This window comes from Tropicimonas aquimaris, from assembly GCF_042676185.1.
GTDB classification, from domain to species: domain Bacteria; phylum Pseudomonadota; class Alphaproteobacteria; order Rhodobacterales; family Rhodobacteraceae; genus Tropicimonas; species Tropicimonas aquimaris.
This window is the reverse complement of sequence record NZ_JBHTJT010000051.1, coordinates 133,406-154,518: the sequence shown is the minus strand read 5'-3', so window position 1 is coordinate 154,518 and position 21,113 is coordinate 133,406. Positions and strand designations below refer to the sequence as shown.

Annotated in this window: 19 protein-coding genes and 1 pseudogene; 17 read left to right on the top strand and 3 right to left on the bottom strand. The window is 69.1% G+C overall.

Translation table 11 applies throughout. The features are described 5' to 3' along the window. Positions 1–64: 64 nt before the first annotated feature. From ACFQ2S_RS21840 to hslV, 8 genes are all read left to right on the top strand, one after another. Complete coding sequence (locus ACFQ2S_RS21840) at positions 65–1,657, top strand: PAS-domain containing protein (RefSeq protein ID WP_386078005.1); 1,593 nt, start codon at positions 65–67, stop codon at positions 1,655–1,657. 54 nt (positions 1,658–1,711) lie between these two features. Further along, the gene (gene tsaE, locus ACFQ2S_RS21835) at positions 1,712–2,227 is read left to right on the top strand and encodes a tRNA (adenosine(37)-N6)-threonylcarbamoyltransferase complex ATPase subunit type 1 TsaE (protein ID WP_386078002.1); all 516 of its coding nucleotides are present in this window, start codon (positions 1,712–1,714) and stop codon (positions 2,225–2,227) included. Further along, positions 2,224–3,246, top strand: coding sequence for an aminoglycoside phosphotransferase family protein (locus ACFQ2S_RS21830; RefSeq protein ID WP_386077999.1), 1,023 nt, complete (start codon positions 2,224–2,226; stop codon positions 3,244–3,246). The genes tsaE and ACFQ2S_RS21830 overlap by 4 nt, the downstream gene beginning before the upstream one ends. Beyond that, positions 3,222–3,920: a nucleotidyltransferase family protein gene (locus tag ACFQ2S_RS21825; protein ID WP_386077996.1), complete on the top strand. Its 699-nt coding sequence runs from the start codon at positions 3,222–3,224 to the stop codon at positions 3,918–3,920. Before ACFQ2S_RS21830 ends, ACFQ2S_RS21825 begins: the two co-directional genes overlap by 25 nt. Next, positions 3,913–6,897 (top strand): double-strand break repair protein AddB, encoded by a 2,985-nt coding sequence (addB, locus tag ACFQ2S_RS21820; RefSeq protein ID WP_386077993.1) that lies wholly within the window; start codon positions 3,913–3,915, stop codon positions 6,895–6,897. The genes ACFQ2S_RS21825 and addB overlap by 8 nt, the downstream gene beginning before the upstream one ends. Further along, positions 6,894–10,292, top strand: coding sequence for a double-strand break repair helicase AddA (gene addA, locus ACFQ2S_RS21815; RefSeq protein WP_386077990.1), 3,399 nt, complete (start codon positions 6,894–6,896; stop codon positions 10,290–10,292). Before addB ends, addA begins: the two co-directional genes overlap by 4 nt. A 59-nt stretch (positions 10,293–10,351) precedes the next feature. Continuing rightward, complete coding sequence (trxA, locus tag ACFQ2S_RS21810; protein ID WP_386077988.1) at positions 10,352–10,672, top strand: thioredoxin; 321 nt, start codon at positions 10,352–10,354, stop codon at positions 10,670–10,672. Between the two features lie 160 nt (positions 10,673–10,832). Next, entirely contained in the window at positions 10,833–11,390 is a 558-nt protein-coding gene (gene hslV / locus ACFQ2S_RS21805) for an ATP-dependent protease subunit HslV (protein WP_386077985.1), read from the top strand. Positions 11,391–11,403: 13 nt separating this feature from the next. Here the strand turns inward: hslV and ACFQ2S_RS21800 are convergent. Beyond that, positions 11,404–12,300, bottom strand: a pseudogene (locus tag ACFQ2S_RS21800) (LysR family transcriptional regulator). A 115-nt stretch (positions 12,301–12,415) separates the two neighbouring features. Here ACFQ2S_RS21800 and ACFQ2S_RS21795 point away from each other — a divergent pair. The 4 genes from ACFQ2S_RS21795 (at position 12,416) to ACFQ2S_RS21780 (ending at position 14,536) form a co-directional block, all read left to right on the top strand. Beyond that, the gene (locus ACFQ2S_RS21795) at positions 12,416–12,916 is read left to right on the top strand and encodes a lactoylglutathione lyase family protein (RefSeq protein WP_386077982.1); all 501 of its coding nucleotides are present in this window, start codon (positions 12,416–12,418) and stop codon (positions 12,914–12,916) included. Between the two features lie 124 nt (positions 12,917–13,040). After that, positions 13,041–13,211, top strand: coding sequence for a DUF1328 domain-containing protein (locus ACFQ2S_RS21790; protein ID WP_089234609.1), 171 nt, complete (start codon positions 13,041–13,043; stop codon positions 13,209–13,211). A gap of 114 nt (positions 13,212–13,325) precedes the next feature. After that, positions 13,326–13,823 carry a Dps family protein gene (locus ACFQ2S_RS21785; protein WP_386077979.1) on the top strand — a complete coding sequence of 166 codons (498 nt, stop codon included), beginning with the start codon at positions 13,326–13,328 and terminating at the stop codon, positions 13,821–13,823. A gap of 173 nt (positions 13,824–13,996) precedes the next feature. Next, positions 13,997–14,536 (top strand): NADPH-dependent FMN reductase, encoded by a 540-nt coding sequence (locus ACFQ2S_RS21780; RefSeq protein WP_386077977.1) that lies wholly within the window; start codon positions 13,997–13,999, stop codon positions 14,534–14,536. 56 nt (positions 14,537–14,592) lie between these two features. Here the strand turns inward: ACFQ2S_RS21780 and ACFQ2S_RS21775 are convergent, their stop codons facing one another. Next, positions 14,593–15,375: a response regulator gene (locus tag ACFQ2S_RS21775; protein WP_386078366.1), complete on the bottom strand. Its 783-nt coding sequence runs from the start codon at positions 15,373–15,375 to the stop codon at positions 14,593–14,595. Positions 15,376–15,517: 142 nt separating this feature from the next. On the opposite strand from ACFQ2S_RS21775, the gene ACFQ2S_RS21770 reads away from it, so the two are divergent. Genes ACFQ2S_RS21770 through ACFQ2S_RS21760 form a run of 3 tightly spaced genes read left to right on the top strand, consistent with a single transcriptional unit; the run spans position 15,518 to position 18,044 of the window. Continuing rightward, positions 15,518–15,715 (top strand): NepR family anti-sigma factor, encoded by a 198-nt coding sequence (locus ACFQ2S_RS21770; RefSeq protein ID WP_386077974.1) that lies wholly within the window; start codon positions 15,518–15,520, stop codon positions 15,713–15,715. Then, positions 15,712–16,269 carry an RNA polymerase sigma factor gene (locus tag ACFQ2S_RS21765; protein ID WP_386077972.1) on the top strand — a complete coding sequence of 186 codons (558 nt, stop codon included), beginning with the start codon at positions 15,712–15,714 and terminating at the stop codon, positions 16,267–16,269. The genes ACFQ2S_RS21770 and ACFQ2S_RS21765 overlap by 4 nt, the downstream gene beginning before the upstream one ends. Next, a complete protein-coding gene (locus ACFQ2S_RS21760; RefSeq protein ID WP_386077970.1) occupies positions 16,266–18,044 on the top strand; it encodes a sensor histidine kinase in 1,779 nt (592 codons plus the stop codon). The genes ACFQ2S_RS21765 and ACFQ2S_RS21760 overlap by 4 nt, the downstream gene beginning before the upstream one ends. A 24-nt stretch (positions 18,045–18,068) precedes the next feature. Here ACFQ2S_RS21760 and ACFQ2S_RS21755 read toward each other — a convergent pair whose 3' ends face one another. Beyond that, positions 18,069–19,148, bottom strand: a complete 1,080-nt coding sequence (locus tag ACFQ2S_RS21755; protein WP_386077967.1) for an AI-2E family transporter — start codon at positions 19,146–19,148, stop codon at positions 18,069–18,071. Between ACFQ2S_RS21755 and ACFQ2S_RS21750 the strand changes: the two genes are divergently transcribed. Both ACFQ2S_RS21750 and ACFQ2S_RS21745 read left to right on the top strand, forming a co-directional pair. Next, positions 19,100–20,368, top strand: a complete 1,269-nt coding sequence (locus ACFQ2S_RS21750) for an amidoligase family protein (protein ID WP_386077964.1) — start codon at positions 19,100–19,102, stop codon at positions 20,366–20,368. The two genes, ACFQ2S_RS21755 and ACFQ2S_RS21750, sit on opposite strands and share 49 nt — an antisense overlap. Beyond that, positions 20,368–21,111, top strand: coding sequence for a gamma-glutamyl-gamma-aminobutyrate hydrolase family protein (locus tag ACFQ2S_RS21745; protein ID WP_386077961.1), 744 nt, complete (start codon positions 20,368–20,370; stop codon positions 21,109–21,111). The genes ACFQ2S_RS21750 and ACFQ2S_RS21745 overlap by 1 nt, the downstream gene beginning before the upstream one ends. Positions 21,112–21,113 lie beyond the last annotated feature (2 nt).

Here is a 21,113-nt window from a genome sequence, read left to right as displayed (position 1 = left end):
CCCGCTTAACCATTTGGGTCTCACGCTTCCCGACGCAGTCAGCGTCAAGGGGACCGAGCAGCCCATGCAGACATTCGACCTATCGCTGGGATTGGTCCTCGCAATCTCCTCCATGGGAACGGCGCTTCTGGCACTCGTCGCGATGGGCACGTTCCTCCCGTCCCGCCGCGTGAGTTGGGCGCCGATGGAGCAGATGGGGGACAGGGTGGTCTTCCTCTTCGAGGACACCCAGCTCGTCGATGCCACCGCCGACGCCCGCGCCATGCTGGAAACCGGGCCGACGTTTCTCGAGGACTGGCCGCGCACCGTGGCGGTCCTGAGCGCCCGCTTCCCGGATTTCGCCGCCGAGGTCGGCGACCTTGCCGAACGCCAGCGGATCGAACTCAGCGATCCGGTGTCAGGCAACCGGGTGGAGGCGGAATGGCGCAGCGGGCTGGCCCGGATCGTGTTTCGAGAAGGACACGACAGTTTGCCCGAGACCGGCCCGGTGCCCGACCGCTTCAGCCAGGCCGCGATCGCGGAGGAGCTGGCGACCCTGCGCGGCGTCATCGACGATGCGCCGATGTTGGTCTGGAAGGAAGACGCCACCGGCGCCGTCCGCTGGGCCAATGCCGCCTATGTCAACCTCGTGCGGCGGGTGTCGGAGACGCCCGACACAGTCGGATGGCCCCTGCCCCGGCTGTTTACCCAACGCCCCGTCGGTCCGGACATGGCCGAACCACCGCGGCGGCTGTCGATCACCGTGCCGGACGAGAGCGCGCCGCTCTGGTTCGACAGCTACGACGAAGCACAGGAAGAGGATACGCTGGTCTTTGCGCTGCCCGCCGACAAGCTGGTGCGCGCGGAGGGCTCTCTGCGCGAATTCGTCCAGACCCTCACCAAGACCTTCGCCCACCTGCCCACCGGCCTCGCGATCTTCGACAAGGAGCGCCGGCTCGCGCTGTTCAACCCGGCGATGACGGACCTGTCGGCACTGGAGCCCTCGTTTCTCAGCGCCCAACCGACGCTGTTCGAGTTCCTCGACCAGTTGCGGGAGCACCGGCGAATGCCGGAGCCCAAGAACTATCGGAGCTGGCGCAAGGACATCACCGAGCTGGAAAGCGCCGCCGCCTCGGGCACCTTCCAGGAAACCTGGTCACTGCCCTCCGGCCAGACCTACAGCGTCACTGGCCGGCCGCATCCGAACGGCGCCATCGCGTTCCTGTTCGAGGATATCAGCGCCGAGATCTCGGCCACCCGGCGGTTCCGGGCCGAGCTGGACCTCGGCCGCGCCGTGCTCGACACGCTCGACGATGCGATCGCTGTCTTCAACGCGTCCGGCGCGTTGGTCTATTGCAACCGTAGCTATCGCGAGCTCTGGCAGCACGACCCCGAGTCCAAGCTGGGCGAGACGGCCGTAACCGACGCCACCGGGATCTGGCAGATCCGCTGCCGGCCGACACCGGTCTGGGGCGACCTGCGAGACTTCGTGCACCAGGACGGCGAAAGGGCCGAATGGACGGCCGAAGTGCAGCTGGTGGACGGCCGGTTTCTCGGCTGCCGTTTCTCGCCTCTGTCCGGGCATGCGACGCTCGCCGCTTTCGCGACCAAAGTGAGCGCTGCACCGCACCGCACTCCCACCAAGGTCTGGCCCAAGGTCCCTGCCCGTATCTCGTAGCGCAAGGTGCACTGTTCCGGTTGCGGGCGGTTGCGAGAACGCTAGTGTGCGGGCATGCAGAGCCCCGCCCCTCCCCGTCTGGACCTGTCGCTCGCGCTCGCCGACCCCGAGGCGACGGAGGCGTTAGGCACTGCCCTTGCCGGGGTGCTTGGGCCGGGGTCCGTGGTGCTTCTGTCCGGCCCGATCGGCGCCGGCAAAAGCCACCTCGCCCGCGCGGTGATCCGGGCCCTGCTCGCGGCGCATGAGCGGCCGCAGGAAGACATCCCCTCGCCGACCTACACGCTCGTGCAGACCTACGATCTGGGCGAGGCCGAGGTCTGGCACGCGGACCTTTACCGCCTCGGCGGGCCGGACGACGTGTTCGAGCTTGGCCTCGACGCGGCTTTCGGCACGGCGATCTGCCTCGTGGAATGGCCCGACCGGCTCGGCGAGGCGACGCCGCCAGGCGCGCTGGAGATCGCGCTTTCGGCCGACCCGGCCTCGGACGGACGGATCGCGAAGCTCACCGCAATCGGGCCGCGCTGGACCGCCCTCGCGCGCCGCCTCGCCGACGCAGGGGTGAGCCGGTGAGCCGCGCCGATCGCCGCCAGGCGTTCCTCGACCGCGCCGGCTGGGGCGCGGCCGCCGCGGTTCCGCTTGCGGGTGACGCCTCCACCCGCCGCTACGAGCGGCTCACCCGCGTTGATGGCCGGACCGCCGTGCTGATGGACGCCCCGCCCGAGGCCGGCAACGATGTCGGCCCCTTCCTGCGGATCGGCGCGCATCTGTCCGGTCTGGGCCTCTCCGCTCCCAAGGTGCTAGCGGAAGACCAGGACGCGGGCTTCCTGCTGCTGGAGGATCTGGGCGACGCCCTCTTCGCCCGGCTGATCGATGAAGACCCGAACCGCGAGGCCGGCCTCTACCGCGCCGCGACCGATGCGCTGCTGGAGCTGCACCGCCACCCCGCCCCCGACGGCCTGCCCGCCTTCGGCCCGCCGCAGATGGCGAAGGCCGTCGACCTGGCCCTGACGTGGTACGCCGAGGGCTGCGGCATGCCCCCCGGCCTCGACACGGTCGCCCGCTGCGAGAGGCTGGTGCGCAAGTCGCTGGACGCCATGGCCCCGGCCCGCCCGGTGCTGGCGCTGCGCGATTTCCATGCCGAGAACCTGATCTGGCTGCCGGAGCGCGACGGCGCGGCGCGTGTCGGGTTGCTCGATTTCCAGGACGCCTTCGCCGGCCACCCCGCCTACGACCTCGTCTCGCTGCTCGAGGACGCCCGCCGCGACGTGACCCCCGAGGTGCGCGAGGCGATGGTCGCCCATTACATCGCGGGCAGCGGCACCGACGCCGCCGCCTTCCGCACCGCCTTCGCCACCAGCGGCGCGCAGCGCAACCTGCGCATCCTCGGGGTCTTTGCGCGGCTCTCGATGCATTTCGGCAAGCCGCAGTACGTGGCGCTCATTCCCCGCGTCTGGGCGCATCTGCAAGCCGATCTCGCCGATCCCGCCCTCGCCGACCTGCGCGACTTTCTCGACGGGGTGCTGCCGGCACCCGACACGGACCGACTCGAAAGGATCAGGAGCCTATGCGGGACATGCCCGACGCCGTGATGCTGTTTGCCGCCGGGTTCGGCACCCGGATGGGCGAGCTGACCCGGACCCGCCCCAAGCCGCTGCTGCCAGTCGCCGGGCGCAGCCTGCTCGATCACGCGCTGGACCTGGTGGAGGCCGCCGGCCCGTCGCGCCGGGTGGTCAACACGCATTACCTGGCCGACCAGATCGCCACGCACCTGGCCGACCGGCCCGGTCTCGACATCTCGCACGAGGCGCCGGAGATCCTCGAAACCGGCGGCGGGCTGCGCAAGGCACTGCCGCTGCTCGGCAACGGTCCGGTCTTCACCCTCAACACGGACGCCATCTGGACCGGCGCCAACCCGTTCGACACGCTCCGCGCCGCCTGGCAGCCGGAGCGCATGGACGGGCTGCTGCTGCTGGTCCGGCCCGAGAGCGCCCACGGCCATGCCGGGAAGGGCGATTTCCTGCAGGGCGAGGATGGCCGCATCCGCCGCGGGCCCGGCGCGATCTATACCGGCGCGCAGATCCTGCGGACCGACATGCTGCACGAGATCCCCGAGACGGCGTTCTCGCTCAACCTGCTGTGGGACAGGATGCTCGCGCGCGGCCGCCTGCACGGTGTGTTGCATTCCGGCGCCTGGTGCGACGTGGGCCGGCCCGAGAGCATCGCCACCGCCGAGGCGCTTCTGGCCGAGGCCGCGGATGCCTGAGGCGGCGCAGGCGCGCCTGTTCGGATTGGCACCGGGCGTGGCCCATGCGGAGGCGCTGGTCGAGGGGCTGGCCGAGCGGCTTCCCTCCGACGATCCGCTCGCCTGGGCGCGGGTCACGATCTTTGCCAACAGCGGACGGATGCGACGGCGGATCCGCGAGGTGTTCGACGCCGGCCCACCTCGCCTGCTGCCACGCCTGCGGCTGGTCGGCGATCTGGCGAACGATCCGGGCTTTCCCGAGATCCCGCCGGTCCTGCCGCCGCTCTACCAGAAGCTGGACCTCGCGGAGCTGTTGCTCACCCTGATCGAACGGGATGCGGGCCTCGCCCCGCGCGGCGCGGCGTTCGACCTGGCCGACTCGCTCTCCGCGTTGATCGACGAGATGCACGGCGAGGGAGTCGATGCCGAGGCGCTCGCGGATCTGGACGTCGGCGCCTTTGCCGAACACTGGAAGCGCGGGCGCACCATCGTCGAGGCCGCCTTTGCCCATTTCGGCGCGCGGGCAGAGGCGCTGGCCGGGCCGGAGGCGCGGCAACGGCGGGTGGTGGAGGCGCTGATCGAGCGGTGGCAGACCGAGCCGCCGACCGATCCCATCGTGATCGCCGGCTCCACTGGCTCGCGCGGCCCGACGCGGATGCTGATGGAAGCGGTGGCGCGGCTGCCGCAGGGCTATGTCGTGCTGCCCGGCGTGGATTTCGACCAGCCGGAGAGGGTCTGGGCGGCGCTCGACCGGTCGATGGAGGGCGAGGACCACCCGCAGTACCGGTTCCGCGCGCTGATGCGCGCGCTCGACCTCGCTCCCGGCGACATTCGCCCCTGGACCGAGGCCCCCGCCCCGGCGCCCGAGCGCAACCGGCTGGTCTCGCTCGCCCTGCGCCCCGCGCCGGTCACCGATCAGTGGCGCGCCGAGGGGCGGCACCTCACAGGCATCGAATCAGCCACCGCCCCGATGACCCTGCTGGAGGCGCCGAACCAGCGGATGGAGGCGGCGGCGATTGCCCTGCGCCTGCGGCAGGCGGTAGCGGACGGCCAGGTCGCCGCGCTCATCACCCCCGACCGGATGCTGACCCGTCGGGTCGCGGCCGCGCTGCAACGCTGGGGCATCGAGCCCGACGACAGCGCCGGCGAGCCGTTGCACCAGAGCGCGCCGGGCCGGTTCCTGCGGCTGGTGAACGAGCTGCGCCTCGCCCCGCCCGAACTGCCGCTGCTGCTGTCGCTGCTCAAGCATCCGCTGGCGCATTCCGCCCCGGAGACGCGCGGCCAGCACCTGATCTGGACCCGCGAGCTGGAGATCCGCCTCCGCCGCAGGGCGATTGCCCAGCCCGGGCGCGACGACCTGGCGGAATGGGTGGCGAAGAGCCGTGTCGAGGACGGTCGCGCCGCCTGGGCCGACTGGCTGAGCGCGCTCCTCGACGGGATCTACCGGGGCCAGCCAATGGAGGTGGGCACACACGTCGCGCAGCTCCGAACCCTGGCCGAGGCGCTCGCCGCCGGGCCCGGCGGGGCGGGCAGCGGCCGGCTCTGGCAGGGCAAGGCCGGCGAGCAGGCCCTGGCGGCCGTCGAGGCGCTCGGCGCTGCCGGCGCGCGCGGCGGCACGCTCGCCGCCCGCGATTTCGCCAGCCTGCTCAACAGCCACCTCGGCACCTACACGGTGCAGGACCCGGCGCGTTCCCATCCCGGCGTGATGATCTGGGGCACGCTGGAGGCGCGGGTGCAGAGCGCCGACCTGACGATCCTCGCCGGCCTCAACGACGGCACCTGGCCCGACCTTCCGGGCCCGGACACCTGGCTCAACCGGCAGATGCGGGCCGATGCGGGGCTACTACTGCCCGACCGGCGGATCGGCCTTGCCGCCCATGACTTCCAGATCGCGATTGCCGCCCCCGAGGTCATGCTGACCCGCGCCACCCGCAACGAGGAAGCCGAGACCGTGCCCTCCCGCTGGCTGAACCGGCTGGTGAACCTCCTCGACGGCATCGGGCCGGAGAGCAAGGCTGCGCTGGAGGCGATGCGATCGCGCGGGCGGCACTGGCTGTCACTGGCAGCGGAGGTGGACCGCCCCGCGGACCGGGTCGACCCGGAGCCACGCCCCTCGCCGATGCCGCCGGTGGAGAAGCGTCCGCGCGAGCTGGCCGTGACCTCGATCACGAAGCTGATCCGCGACCCCTACGCCGTCTACGCCAGCCAGATCCTGCGCCTGCGCCCGTTGGCGCCGCTCGCGCCAAGCCCGGACGCACGGCTGCGCGGCACCGCGCTGCACCGGATCATGGAGGCCTTCCTCGCCTGCCGCGCCGAGTGGCAGGACGATGCCGCCGCGGCGCGGGAGCGGCTGTCGGAACTTGCCTGGGCCGAACTCAGACAGGCGACGCCGCTACCCTCGATGCAGGCGCTCTGGCACGCCCGGCTGATGTCGGTGGCGGACCGGATCGTCGAGGGCGAGCTGGAGCGGCTGGCCGCCGGCACGCCGGTTCTGACCGAACGGCAGGGCGCGGTGGAGCTGCCCGGTCTGAACTTCCGGCTCACGGCCCGACCCGACCGGATCGACAAGCTGACCGACGGCCGCTTCACGATCTACGACTACAAGTCCGGCAAGCCGCCCACCGATCCCGAGGTGAAGCACTTCGAGAAGCAGCTGCCGCTGGAAGGCGCGATGCTGGAGCGCGGCGGCTTCGCCGTCGCCGGCCCCGCCGGCCAGGCGCGGCTGGACGGGCTGGGCTATATCGCCATCGGCACCTCGGGCGCGGACAGGATGCTCAAGATGGAGGACGACGACGGTCGCCTGCCCGACACGACTTGGGAGCGGCTGCAGGCGCTGATCGGCCGCTACAACCGCCGCGAGCAGGGCTACACCGCGATCCGCGCCGCGCAGCTCACCAGTTTTGCCGGCGATTACGACCACCTCGCCCGCTATGGCGAATGGGACCTGACCGACGACGCACGGCCCGTGCGTGTCGGCCCGGAGGAGGCCAGCGAATGACGACGTTGCAGTTCGACGAGGCCACCCGCCACCAGATCACCGCCGCAGACCCGCGCGCCTCCACCTGGCTGTCGGCCAACGCCGGCTCCGGCAAGACGCGGGTGCTGACCGACCGGGTGGCTCGCCTGCTGCTCGACGACGTGCCGCCCCAGAACATCCTCTGCCTCACTTACACCAAGGCCGCCGCCTCCGAGATGCAGAACCGGCTGTTCCGGCGCCTCGGCGAGTGGTCGATGCGCGAGGATGACGAACTGCGTGAGGCGCTGGCGCAGCTTGGCGTCGCGCGGGCGCTCGATGCGGACACGCTGGCCCGGGCGCGGCGGCTCTTTGCGCGCGCCATCGAGACGCCGGGCGGGCTGAAGATCCAGACCATCCACTCGTTCTGCGCCGGGCTGCTGCGGCGCTTCCCGCTGGAGGCCGGGGTCAGCCCGGGCTTCACCGAGCTTGACGAGGATGCCACCGCTCGGCTTCAGACCGAGGTGCTGGACACGGTCGCGCTCCGCGCACCGGAGGCCTTCGCCGAGATGGCCGCGCTGATCGGCGATTCAGACCTGACCGGGCTGGCCTCGGAAATCTCCGCCCACCGTACCCTCTTTCCCGCCGCGCCGAGCCGGGACGCGGTGCTCGCGCTCTACGATCTGCCTCCGGGCTTCGACGCGCCGGCCGCCTTCGCCGCGCTGGACGTCACCTGTTCCGGCCTCGCGCTCGACGCCATCGCCGACACGCTCGGCGGCCAGTCGGCCACGATGGTCACCCTCGCCGGCCACCTGCGGCAGGTGATCACCAACGGCATCGACCCTGCGTCCTTCGACACGCTCTGCCGTGCCTGCCTCTATGCCTCGGGCGAGAACATCCACCGGCCGAAGCCCAGTGCGCTGACCAAAAAGGCGCGCGAGGCGCTCGGGGCGCTGGCCGACGATTTCGACACCCTCTCGGAGGAGGTCGCCGAAACGCGTCAGCGCCTCATGGCCATCGAGGCCGGGCGCCGCACCCTCGCCCTGCATCGCTTCGCCGCGGCCTTCCTGCCGGAATACGCCCGGCGCAAGGAGGAGGGCGGCTGGCTCGACTTCGACGACCAGATCGAGCGCGCCGAACGCCTGCTGGCGCAACCCGGCATCGCGGAATGGGTGCTCTACAAGCTCGACGGCGGGATCGACCACGTGCTGGTCGACGAGGCGCAGGACACCAGCCCCCTGCAATGGCGGGTGATCGAGCACCTGACGCGGGAGTTCACCTCCGGCGCGGGTCGGTCCGACGTAGGCGAGCGGTCGATCTTCGTCGTGGGCGACCTCAAGCAGTCGATCTATTCGTTCCAGGGCGCGGACCCGGCGGGGTTCATCCGGATGCGCCAGACCTTCGCCGAACGACTGGACGCGATCGACCTGCGCCTGCAACAGCTGGAGCTTAAGTATTCCTTCCGCTCCTCGGGCGAGATCCTCGGCGCGGTGGATTGCACCTTCGGGCAGGGCGACCTGCGCGGCATGGGCGACGCGGTGAGCCACATCGCCTTCAAGGGGCAGATGCCCGGGCGGGTGGATCTCTGGCCGCTGGTCGAGCCCTCCGAAAAGCCCGAGAGCGGCGACTGGTTCGACCCGGTCGACCGGCGCAGCGACGAGCATCACACGATGCGGCTGGCCCGGCAGGTGGCGGATCAGATCCGCGAGATGGTCGATACGGGCTTTCTCTGGGAGGAGCGGGACAGCGGCTTTGCCGAACGGCCCATCGGCGCCGGCGACGTGCTGGTCCTGGTGCAGAGCCGCGGACCGCTCTTCCACGAGATCATCCGCGCCTGCAAGACCGCCGGGCTTGAGGTCGCCGGGGCGGACGTTCTGAAGCTTGGCGAGGAGCTGGCCGTGCGCGACATCCGCGCCACGCTCAGCTTCCTCGCCACGCCCGAGGACGATCTCTCGCTCGCCGCCGCCCTGCGCTCGCCGCTCTTCGGCTGGACCGAAGCCGATCTCTACGACCTCGCCGCCGGCCGCGCACAGGGCGAGCTCCTCTGGCGTGCGTTGCGGAACCGGGCCGCGCAGTTCCCCGAAACGGTGGCGATGCTCTGGGACCTGCTCGGGCAGCTGGACTACCTGCGCCCCTACGACCTGATCGAACGGCTGCTGATCCGCCACGACGGGCGGCGGCGGCTGGTGGCGCGGCTGGGCGAGGAGGCCTCCGACGGGATCGACTCGCTGCTCGCGCAGGCGCTGGATCTCGAGCAATCCGGCCCGCTTTCGCTGACCGGGTTCCTGGCCCGGATGGAAGGCGCCGAGGTCAAGGTGAAACGCCGCGCCGAGGGGCGCAGTTCCAAGGTCCGGGTGATGACCGTCCACGGCGCCAAGGGCCTGGAATCGCCAATCGTCATCCTGCCCGACACCGGCAACCGCCGAACACCGCGCATGTACAAGGGACGGCTCCTTTCCGGCCCCGAGGGCGTGCCTCTGTGGTCGATGTCGCAGGGTAACGGGCCCGGGACGCTGTCCGAGCTGAAACAGGCGGCCGTCACCCGGCAGCTCGAGGAATCCCAACGCCTGCTGTACGTCGCCATGACCCGGGCCGAGCAATGGCTGATCGTTGCCGCGGCGGGCGACCTCGGGAAGGCCGGCGACAGCTGGTACGAGCAGGTCCAGACCGGGCTGGAGGCGCGCAGAGCGGTTGCCCATGACTTCGCCGAAGGGCCAGGCCTGCGGCTGGAATCGTCGCACTGGTCCGCCGGGAAACGCCCGGCGCCAGAAGCGCAAGCCATAGCCGCTACGCCGTCGCTGCCCGATTGGCTCGAACAGCCCGCCGAAGCCGCGGACCGCCCGCCTGCGACGCTCTCGCCCTCCGATCTGGGCGAGGCCAAGGTGATGCCGGGAGAGCCGAGGGCCGAGGGCGGCGGGCTCGACACCGAGACGGCGATGTTGCGCGGCACGCGCATCCACCTGCTGCTGGAGCACCTCGCCCCCTGCCCGCCCGCCGACCGGCCGGCGCTCGCATCAGCCCTGCTGGGACCGGAGGTGAGCGACCCCGAGCACTCGGAGTTGCTGCGCGAGTCGCTGCGCATCCTGGAAGAACCGGATCTGGAGTTCCTTTTCGCGCCGGGAACGCTGGCCGAGGTGCCGCTGAGCGCCAGCCTGCCCGAACTCGGCGGGCGGCGTATCCACGGCACGATTGACAGACTGGTGATCGGCGCCGGCCACGTGCTCGCCGTGGACTTCAAGACCAACGCGCTGGTGCCCGACGTCGCGGAACAAACGCCGCTCGGGCTCCTGCGCCAGATGGGTTGCTATGCCTTTGGCCTGAAACAGGTTTTCCCGGAGCACGAGATCCGGACAGCGATCCTGTGGACCCGATCCGCGCGGTTGGTGCACCTGCCGGCGGCGCTTGTGCACGAGGCGGTGAGCGGGGTCCCCCTCCCTTGACGCTGGCAGGCCGGCTCCTTACGTTCCGGCACCAACACGCGATGCCAAGGAGACCTCAAATGGCAACCGTCCCCGTGACAGACGACAGCTTCGACGCTGATGTGAAGAACTCCGACATCCCCGTCGTGGTGGATTTCTGGGCCGAATGGTGCGGCCCCTGCAAGCAGATCGGCCCCGCGCTGGAGGAGCTTGCCGTGGAATACGAAGGCAAGGTCAAGATCGCCAAGGTGAACGTGGACGAGAACCCGAACTCGCCGGCCCAGATGGGCGTGCGTGGCATCCCGGCGCTGTTCCTGTTCAAGGACGGCCAGGTGGTGTCCAACAAGATCGGCGCCGCGCCGAAGGCCGCGCTGAAGGCCTGGATCGACGAGTCGATCTGATCCGGTCGGACTTCCGGTCGTTTTGCCCGCGGAAAACGACCACGCGTCCGGCCGCGAAAACGACCGAAACGGAACAGGGCGCTTCGGCGCCCTTTTTCGTGCCCGGTTGTCGCCGGGACGGGTGGAGGCCATATAGGCCGGGACAGAGACGGAGACGGATATGGCCGACAGCGAATTTCCCGGCTGGCACGGGACGACGATCATTGGCGTGCGAAAGGGTGGCGAGGTTGTCGTGGCCGGCGACGGGCAGGTGAGTCTGGGCCAGACGGTGATCAAGGGCACGGCGCGCAAGGTGCGGAGGCTATCGCCCGGCGGCGCGGACGTGGTCTGCGGGTTTGCCGGCTCGACGGCGGATGCCTTCACCTTGCTGGAACGGCTGGAGAAGAAGCTCGAGGCGACGCCGGGACAACTGGCGCGCGCGGCGGTGGAGCTGGCCAAGGACTGGCGCACCGACAAGTACCTGCAGAAGCTGGAGGCGATGCTGATCGTCACCGACGGCACCGAGTTGCTAGTGATCACCGGCGCGGGCGACGTGCTGGAGCCGGAACATGGGATTGCCGCCATCGGCTCGGGCGGCAATTACGCGCTGGCCGCGGCGCGGGCGATGATCGACACCGACCTGGCCGCCGAGGAGATCGCGCGCAAGGCGATGGCGATCGCGGCGGACATCTGCGTCTACACCAACGGCAACCTGACGGTGGAGAAGATCGCGGGCTGAGCCGGCGGGCGGGTCAACCCGGCGAGAGCGTGTCCGCGACCGCGCAGATGACCTGCGACAGCCGCGACAGACGCGCGTTCAGCCGCCGCCCCTTGCGATGGACGAGCCAGAGCGCGTGGTACCGCCGCCGGGGCAGCGCGGCGAGCCAGAGCCGGTCGCGCCCCGAATAGGCATCGACGCCGCTGCGTGGCAGCAGCGTGTAGCCGATACCCGCGGCCACGGCGGCGGGGATCTGGCCGATCTGGTTGACGAAGCCCCGCAGCCGCAGGCGATCCGCGCCGGAGAACGCATCCTCGAAGTTCAGCGCGAACAGATCGTCCGCATAGGCGTAGCCGTCGGGATGCCCGATGAAGCCGCGCGCCTGCAGACCGTCGAAGGTGACGGGCTCGGCGGCGGCCTCGGCGGGGAGCACGAGGCAAAGCTCCTCGGTGCCAATCTGGCGGGCCTCGAGCCGGGGGTGGCGCGGGTCTTCGCCAAGGATGCCGAGATCGAACCGGTCCTCCAGCACGCCGGCGAGCACGCTTCTGCGCGGCGCGGCCTCGAGATGGACCTGCAACCCGGGCGCATCGTGCATCAGCCGGAGCAGGTGCGGATAGAGCAGCGTCGCGAAGCTGCCCGAACAGGCGATATGGGCGGCGCCGACATCGGGATCGTCGGTCTCGACCAGCTCCCGCAGGCGCCGTTCCTCCGCCCGCCGCGCCTGCCCCATCGCAAAGACCGCCTCGCCCGCCGGCGTCAGGGCGAAGCTCTTGCCCTCCTTGTCGACCAGCGGGCGGCCGATCTGGCCTTCCAGCTTGCGCAGGTGCTGCGAAACGCCCGGCTGGGTCATGTTCAGCCGCTCAGCGGCCCGTGTGAAATGCCGGGTCTCGCAAAGGACAGTGAAGGTTTCGAGCTAGGTCGCGTTGAGCATCATGCAGTACATTTTGTTATGATTTTTTATCCGAATGATAATTTCACGAAGCGGCCTGCGTTGTCTACCTTTGAAGCAAGACGGAATGGCCCGCTCCAGAGTGAAAGGACAAGAAATGAAAACCCCCGCCCCCCGCAGCTTTTCCCATATCGGCCTGTCGGTTCCCGATCTCGACGCCGCCGTGAAGTTCTATTCCGAGGTCTTCGGCTTCTACGTCATCATGCAGCCGAGCGAGATCGTGGAGGACGACAGCGCGATCGGGCAGATGTGCACCGACGTGTTCGGGCCGGGCTGGAACAGCCTGCGCATCGCGCACCTGTCCACCGCCGAAGGGATCGGCTTCGAGCTGTTCGAGTTCGACGGCAACCGCGCGCCGGAGGAGAACTTCGACTTCCGCCGCCACGGCACCTTCCACTTCGCGGTGCAGGACCCGGACCTCGAGGGGCTTCTGGCCAAGGTCGTCGCCGCGGGCGGCAAGCAGCGGATGCCGGTGCGGGAGTATTTCCCGGACGAGAAGCCCTATCGCATGGTCTATGTCGAGGACCCGTTCGGGATCATCTTCGAGATCTACAGCCACAGCTACGAGCTGACCTATTCCGCCGGCGCCTATTCCTGACCTGACGCCCGCCTGATCTCCGGCCGCGAAGATTCCCTGGACCTCCGGGGAACCTTTCGCGGCCGTTTCCGTTGATTGCACAGAGCCCGCAAGGGACACCGCAACCGACCGAAGGAGAGATGCCATGCTTGGATGGGCCCTGACCTTTCTCGTGATCGCGCTGATCGCAGCCCTCTTCGGCTTTGGCGGCATCGCCAGTGCCTCGGCCGGGATCGCGCAGATCCTGTTCGTTGTCTTCCTGGTGCTTTTCGTCATCGCCATGGCGATGCGCCTGATGCGCGGCAAGACGCCGTAACGCACCGCCGCATAAGCCAAATTCGAGGCGCAGGACGCTGACCGGCCCACCGGTCGGACGGCGTCCTGCCGCCCGCAAACCTGAGTTTCATTCAATTCCGAAAGGAGACCCGAGATGTCCAAGGTTCTCGATATCAAACCCGCTGCCACCAACGTTGAAACCGGTGTGCGCAACACCGAAGCTATCGCCAAGGGCCTGGCCGACGTGCTGTCGGACACCTATGCGCTGGTGCTCAAGACCCATGGTTATCACTGGAACGTCGAAGGCCCGCTGTTCTTTGCCCTGCACAATCTGACCGAAGAGCAATATGGCGAGCTGTTCGCTGCCACCGACGTGCTGGCCGAACGGATCCGTGCCGTTGGCCATCTGGCCCCGATGAAGATCAACGACATTGTCGGCACCTCGGTCATCAAGGATCTCGACGGCTCGCCCTCGGCCGGTGACATGGCCACCGACCTTGCCTCGGATCACGAACGTATCGCGCACCGTCTGCGCGCGTTGGTCGAGATGTCGGAGTCGAACAACGACCCGGTGACCGGCGACCTCGCCACGGCCCGCGCCGCTTTCCACGAGAAAGCTGCATGGATGCTGCGTTCGATTGCTGCCTCGTAATCGAACTTCAGGGTGCCTGCCCTGTCCCTCCCTCCCCCGCCCTCATCCGGCGGGGGCTTTTTCTTTGGGCCGGGGGTGCGGCTGGACCGCGCCGGGCTGCAGGCTACTTGACCTCTCGCGCCTGCCCGGGCCCGATGGCCCGTGACCGGGGCGAAACCAGCAGGAGTGACCACATGACGACGATACTCGGGATTTCGGGAAGCCTCCGGAAGGCTTCGTTCAACACCGGCCTGCTGCGCGCGGCCGCCGGCATGATGCCGGAGGGCGCGACGCTCGAATTCGGCTCCATCGAGGGTGTGCCACTCTACAACGGGGACGACGAGGCGGCCAACGGCACGCCGGAGGCCGTGGCGCGGCTGCGGACGCAGCTCGAGGCGGCGGACGGGCTGCTGCTCTCGACGCCGGAATACAACAACGGGATTCCGGGCGTGTTCAAGAACGCCATCGACTGGATGGCCAGCGGCAAGGGGGCGGATGCGTTCAAGGGCAAGCCCGTCGCGGTGATCGGCGCTTCGCCCATGGCCTTCGGCACGGTGCTGGCGCAGGACGCCTGGTGGCCGGTGCTGCGGACGCTGGGCACGCGGCCCTGGTACGAGGGGCGGCTGATGGTCGGGAAGGCGCGGGAAAAGTTCGACGAAACCGGCGAGCTGAAGGACGCGGATACGCGGGAACGGCTGGCGAGCTTTGTCGAGGGGTTCGTCGCGGCGATCTGATCCGCCGGGCGGGCAAGCAACAGCGCGCCGGCGGGGCGCCGGCGCGCGTTGTCGTGTCAGGCCTTGAGGGTTTCGGTCGAGGCGAAGAACATCGCCTGGCTGACCGCACTGATCACCTGATCAGGCTCGTAGGGCTTGGCGATCAGGAACGCGGGCTCCGGACGCTCTCCGGTCAGCAGCCGCTCGGGGAAGGCAGTGATGAAGATCACCGGCGCATCGTGATCCGGCAGGATCTGGTTGATCGCGTCGATGCCGCTGGAATTGTCGGCGAGCTGGATATCGGTGAGGATCAGGTCCGGCTTTTGCTCCAGCGCCATCTTCACTGCCGCGTCGCGGGTGCGGGCGATGCCGGTGACCTCGTGGCCCATCATGGTGACGATGCCTTCGAGGTCCATGGCGATGATTGCCTCGTCCTCGATGATCATCACCCGGCCCTGCACCGATTTCTGCATCTCCTTGCGGGCGAGGTCCACCAGCCCCTGCGCCTCGTCGCCGCTGAGCTCCATGATGGCGCCGACATCGTCGAGGCTGAACCCCTCGACGGTGTGAAGAAGCAGCGCCTCGCGAGTGTTGGGCGTCAGTTTGGCCATATGCGCCATGGCGCGGCCCCTGAGCCCGTCGGAGGCTTCCGGCACCGGCGCGCCGGCGCTGGACCAGATCGAGTGGAAAACCTTGAAGAGGCCGGCCTTGCCGCCGAGAGACTGATCGAAACACGTCGGGTCGACGAGGATCGCCTCCAGCGTCGCGGCGGCATGGCGGTCTCCGCTGTCCTGGTTGCCGGTCAGGGCGCGCGCGTAGCGCCGCAGGAACGGCAGATGCGGTCCGATCAGTTCGGACATGGTCGTGGGGCGCGGAAGATCGGTCACTATTTTTTCTCCAATCCGGTCGTTTTTCTCGGAACAAACGCCGGGGTCGTGCGTTTGTTCCGAGAAATCTGGATGATTCACGGTAAAAAAAATGGCGCAGAGGTAAGGCCCGGCAATGAGTCCCGTAGACAAGAACCTGCAGACACAGATCGACGACAACCTGCGACGCATCTTCGAGGAAGATGCACGGGCGGACTTGCCGGATACCCTGCTGACTCTACTTAGCCGGTTGGACGAAGTGGAGATTCCGCAACCTGCGGCAACACGCGGGTCTGGCGGCACACCCGCCGACAAGGATGGAGCCACATCTTGAATCGTCAGGACGCGAAGGCCGAACTGGTCGGCCACATGAAGGTTCTGCGCGCATTCGCAATGAGCCTCACCCGGAATTCCGCCGCTGCCGACGACCTGGTGCAGGACACCGTCCTGAAGGCCTGGTCCAACATGGAGAGCTTCGAGGAAGGCTCCAACATGCGGGCCTGGCTGTTCACGATCCTGCGCAACACCTTCTATTCCTCCCGCCGCAAGGCAGCTCGCGAGTCCGAGGATGTGGACGGCGTGCTGACCAGCAAGCTGGCCGAGAAACCCGCCCATGACGGCCGCCTGCAATATGCCGATTTCCTCAAGGCCTTCGACACCCTGCCGCCGGAACAGCGCGAGGTTCTGACACTGGTGGGCGCGCTGCAGTATTCCTACGAGGAAGCGGCGGAGATGTGCGGCGTCAAGGTGGGCACGGTGAAGAGCCGGCTGAACCGTGGCCGCGAGGCGCTCGCCGCGGCAATGCAGATTTCCGAGAACGAGCCGATGGAGCTGACCGACAACGCGACACGGGCCGTGGTGGCGGCCAATGGCGGAATGATCGGGTGATCGGGGCGTTTCGGTCCCGCCTGACGGGCCGGGGAGACAAGCCGTTCTGGCGGAGCCTGTCGGTCCGTCTGGCCATCCTCCTGTCGGTGGCGCTCCTGCCTTTGGGCATGATCGCCGTCTCGCAGACCTGGCGGCTGGAACGGGAGTTGGGCGAGGTGAACGCGCTCACTCTGATTTCGTTCACCGCGCAGGTCGCGTCGCAGGAGCGCGAGAGGATCGAGGCCGCCTTCGGCGCGGCCAACGGTCTTGCCGCCTCCCTGCCCGAACTTGGCGACGATCCGGAGCGCTGCGAACGCGTGTTCTCGGCCTTTCTCGAAGAGGCCCGCGGCCGGTTCAGCTTTGCCGGCTTCGTGCCGCGCTCCGGTATCGTGAGCTGTTCGTCGGTCGGAGAGGTTGCGGACATCTCCGATTTCGGCACTTTCAAGGAGGTCGTCGAGATCCGCGAGCGCGCCGTGACGCTCGACCAGGTGGGCCGGCTTTCGGGCGAGGCGGTGCTGGTGGTGAGCCTGCCGGTCCATGCCGACGACGGCACTTACGAAGGCTTCGTCGCGATTTCGATCCCGCACAACGACCTCGAATCCCCCTATGCCGAGATTATCGGCGGTCGGGAGATGGACCTGTTCACGATCAACAACGCGGGCGAGGTGCTGACGGCCTCCGGCTCCGTCGAGACGGCTGCCGACCGCCTGCCCGCCGACCGGACGGCAGAGGACCTCCTCGGCGGCGCGAGCCGCTTCTCGGCGCGGAACGGGCTGGGGCAGGACCGGGTGTATTCGGTCGTGCCGATCGTGGAGGGCACCGTCTATGCGGTGGGCGCCTGGCGACCGGAGCATGGGATCCGGTCCGATACCGCCATGCGGTTCCTCTGGTCGCCAGCGCTCTTTCCCATCGTCATGTGGGCCGCGAGCCTGGTGCTGGTGATCATGGCCGTCGAATGGCTGCTGGTGCGCCACGTCCGGGTGATCGCAGACCAGATGCGTCGGTTCGGTCGCAACCGGGCCCTGCCGGCGGCGCTGCCCGAGGGGCGACTGCCCAACGAGCTTCAGGCAATCGAGGAAGAGTTCGTGCTGATGGCGGCCCGCCTGATCCGCGACGAGGCGGAGCTTCTGGACACGATGCACGACAAGGACGTGCTGCTGAAGGAGGTCCACCACCGCGTGAAGAACAACCTGCAACTCATCTCCTCCATAGTGAACATGCAGGCACGGCGCACCTCCAGCAAGCCGACCCGCGCCGCGCTGGAGAGCGTGAACCGGCGGGTGAGCAGCATGGCGACCGTGCACCGCCGGCTGTACCAGGCGGAGAACCTGGGCCAGGTGCGCGCCGACGAGCTGCTGCGCGACGTGGTGGCGCCGCTTACCGATCTGGCCCAGCCGGGCAAGAGCCGTCCGCGGGTGGAGCTGCGGCTCGATCCCGTCGTGCTCTATCCCGACCAGGCGGTGCCGGCGGCGCTGCTGGTGGTGGAGGCCGTGACCAACGCGCTGAAATACCTTGGGCCGGATTCCACGGGCGACACCTGGCTGCGGGTTGGCCTGGAGGATCTGTCCGAGGATCGCGTGCAGCTCTATGTCCAGAGTTCGCAGTCTCCGGAAGCCCCGGATGGGGACGCTGCCGGGGAGCCGGAGATCGCGGGAACGGGCCTCGGCAACCAGCTGATCACCGCGTTCTCCCGCCAGCTGGGCGGCGAGCTCGAGGTGGAGGACGCAGAGGAGGTCTATTCGCTGCGGGTCACCTTCACGGCCGCTTCATTCGAGCCGGAAGGAGCCGCCGCCTGAGTGCGGCGGCGTCCTTCGGTCGGATCACTCGTCGCCTGCCAACGCGGCGGTCTTGTGCGGCGAGCGGGCGGCCAGCGGCGGCATCTCCTCCGGGCCCCAGCCGACACGCCATCCGGTCAGCGACAGCACCCAGAGCAGGGTAGGCAGCGCCACGATGCCGCCGATCGGACCCCAGAGCCACAGCCACGCGGTGAGCGTGACGAAGACGAGCAGCGGATTGATCGACATGCTCCGCCCCACCAGCGCCGGCGTGACGAACTGGCCTTCGGTCATGTTCAGCGCGAGATAGCATGCCGCCGGCACGATGCCGTAGACCCCGTCGAACACGAGGATACCGGCGATGGCCAGCGTGGTCGCGAAGAGCGCCGGGCCGAGGTAGGGCACGAAATTGACCACGAAAGCGAGGACCCCCCAGAGGATCGGGTTGGGCATGCCGATGACCATGAGTGCGGCGGTCACCGCGAGGCCGAGGGCGCCGTTGATCGCCGTGATGGTCAGGAAGTAGCGCGACACGACCCGTTCGGCAGTGAAGAGCCTGCGCACGCTGAGGTGCGGCGCGACACTGGCCAGAAGGGCGTAGACCTCGCCGCGCGACAGCAGGAAGAAGAACAGCGTGCCAATGAAGATCAGCGCCTGGCCAGCCAGCGCCGGGGCGTAGCTGATCGCGGTGGCGACATCCGGGACGGCAGCAGAGGCGCCCCCGCCGTCGGCTTTCTCGCCACCCCCGTCGCCGTCCAGCGCCTTGGCGACGTTGTCAGCCACCTCCTCGATCCCGTTGAGGATCCGCTGCACGTCGGCGATGACGCTCTGTGCCTCGGCCCAGAGGATCGGCCAGCGGCGCACCAGTTCCATCACATGGGGCTGCAGGAACAGCACGAAGAGCAGCGCAAGGACGATCGCCATCAGCAATCCGCCGAGCGCGCAGACGGTGGCGGGCAGGCCGAGCCGGGCGAGCCTGTCCGTGATCGGGGCGAGCACGACGCCCACCACGAGGGCGAAGACGATGGGAGCGAAGAGCCCCGTCGCCAGCTTCAGCGCCGCGACGACCGCGAAGGATGCCAGCAGCACGAGCGGAACGCGGAGCGGGGCAATGTTTTCTGTCATTGGGAACCTCCGGGTCGGGAACGCGGATCACGCAGGTTTGTTCCCTGCGTCAACATAGCCCGATCCGGCCAGTCGCGATATCATGGGATTCAAGGCAGGGCCATGCCGGAACCTTCCGCCATCGCTCGCGTTGTCTGACTATGCAGACGAACAATGCGCGCCCGATATCATCCCGACATGCCCACGAGGCGGCCCTGCCGACCGGCGGTTTTAAGGCCCTGCCCGAAATCTCCTGCCTGGTTCCGAAGGTCCGGTCCCTTGGTCCGGCCCGCCGGCGGCGGGTCGGCGTGGAGATCGAGTTCGGCGGGCTTTCGTCCGAGGCGGCCGCGGCCTGCGTGGCCGACGTGCTGGGCGGCAGGACCGAACGGCTCGGCCCGGGGAACTGGTGGGTGTCCGGCGGACGCCACGGCGACGTGAAGATCTACCTCGACACCGCGTGGCGCCCCAGCGAGGACAGCGCCCTCGCGCGCGCCGGTGTGGAACTGGGACGTTCCGTCGTGCCGGTGGAGATCGTCACCGAGCCGCTGCCGCAATCCGCCCTGCCCGAGGTCGGGGTTCTGATCGCGAGCCTCGACGAGGCCGGCGCGGAGGGCACCGAGGCGGGGTTGCTGCGCTGCTACGGCCTGCATCTGAACATCGAGCTCGTCGATCCCGACGAAGGCGCGGACATGGCGCGGATCGCACTCGCCTATGGCCTGCTCGAAGGCTGGCTGAGGCATCGCGATCCGCTGGACACGGGGCGGCGGATGTTGCCGTTTGTCGATCCTTGGCCCAAGGCTCTGACGGCTGATCTGGCAGAGTGCTGGCCCGACCTCGACCGGCAGAGCCTGCTGGAAGCGTTGCACCGTCATATCTCCAGCCGGAACTACGGGCTCGACCTGCTGCCCGCCTGGGCTTCCGTGGCGCAGGAGGATTTCACGCGCTGGATGCCGGAGGACAGAAGCGTCACCGCCCGGCCTGCCTATCATTATCGCCTGCCCGACTGCCGCATCGGCAGCCCGGGCTGGTCGCTGGCCTATGAATGGAACCGCTGGGTGCTGATCGAGCGGCTGGCGGCGGACAGCCGGCGGCTGACGGAGCTCTGCCATGCCTGGTGGCTGACCCGCGAGGCGCCGCTGGTTCCGGACCGCGGCGAATGGTTCGCTTCGGTCACGCGCATCCTGGGTCCGCTGGCGGACCTCGCGCCGGAGGGCGGGCCCGAGGCATCGGCGGGGGCGTGATGGGACGCGCGACGCGCCCCCGCATCGCCGTGACCACCTCCGCCCGCTCGGGCTGGCGGATCTTTCCGCTGGTGGCGCTGAACCTGTGGCTCACCGGGGGCCGGGGCGAGCGCTGGGGCACCGGGCGGCCGGCCGATCTGGACAAGGTTGATGGGTTGATCATCGGCGGCGGCGACGACATCTCCCCCGTGCTCTACGGCGGCGAGCTGGTGGCCGAGGCGCGGCTGGACCCGGCCCGTGACCGGCTGGAACGCAGGTTGGCCGAAGCGGCGCTGGCGCGCGGCATACCGGTTCTGGGGATCTGCCGCGGGGCCCAGATGCTGAACGTGGCCGCCGGCGGCACGCTGATGGGCGATGCCTTTGCCCGGCATCCCGACTCGCGCCGCTACCGCACCATCCTTCCGCGCCGGGCCGTTCGCTTGCGCCCCGATACCTGGCTCGCCGCGATCGCGCGCAAGAACTGCCTGAAGGTCAATGCGCTGCACAGCCAGGCGGTTGATCGGCTCGGAAAAGGCATGCGCGTTTCTGCCCGCGATGGCGGCGGCATGGTGCAGGCGATCGAGCGGGTGACCGACCCGATGGCGATCGGCGTCCAGTGGCATCCGGAACACCTATTCTATCGCCGGGCGCAGCGTCGGATCTTTGCCGCGCTGGTGGCCGCGGCACGGGCCCACGCCGAGGGCCGGCGCAGCGGCGAAGATCAGGCGCGCGCGGTTGTGGGCGCGCTTGGAAGCCCCGGCTGAGG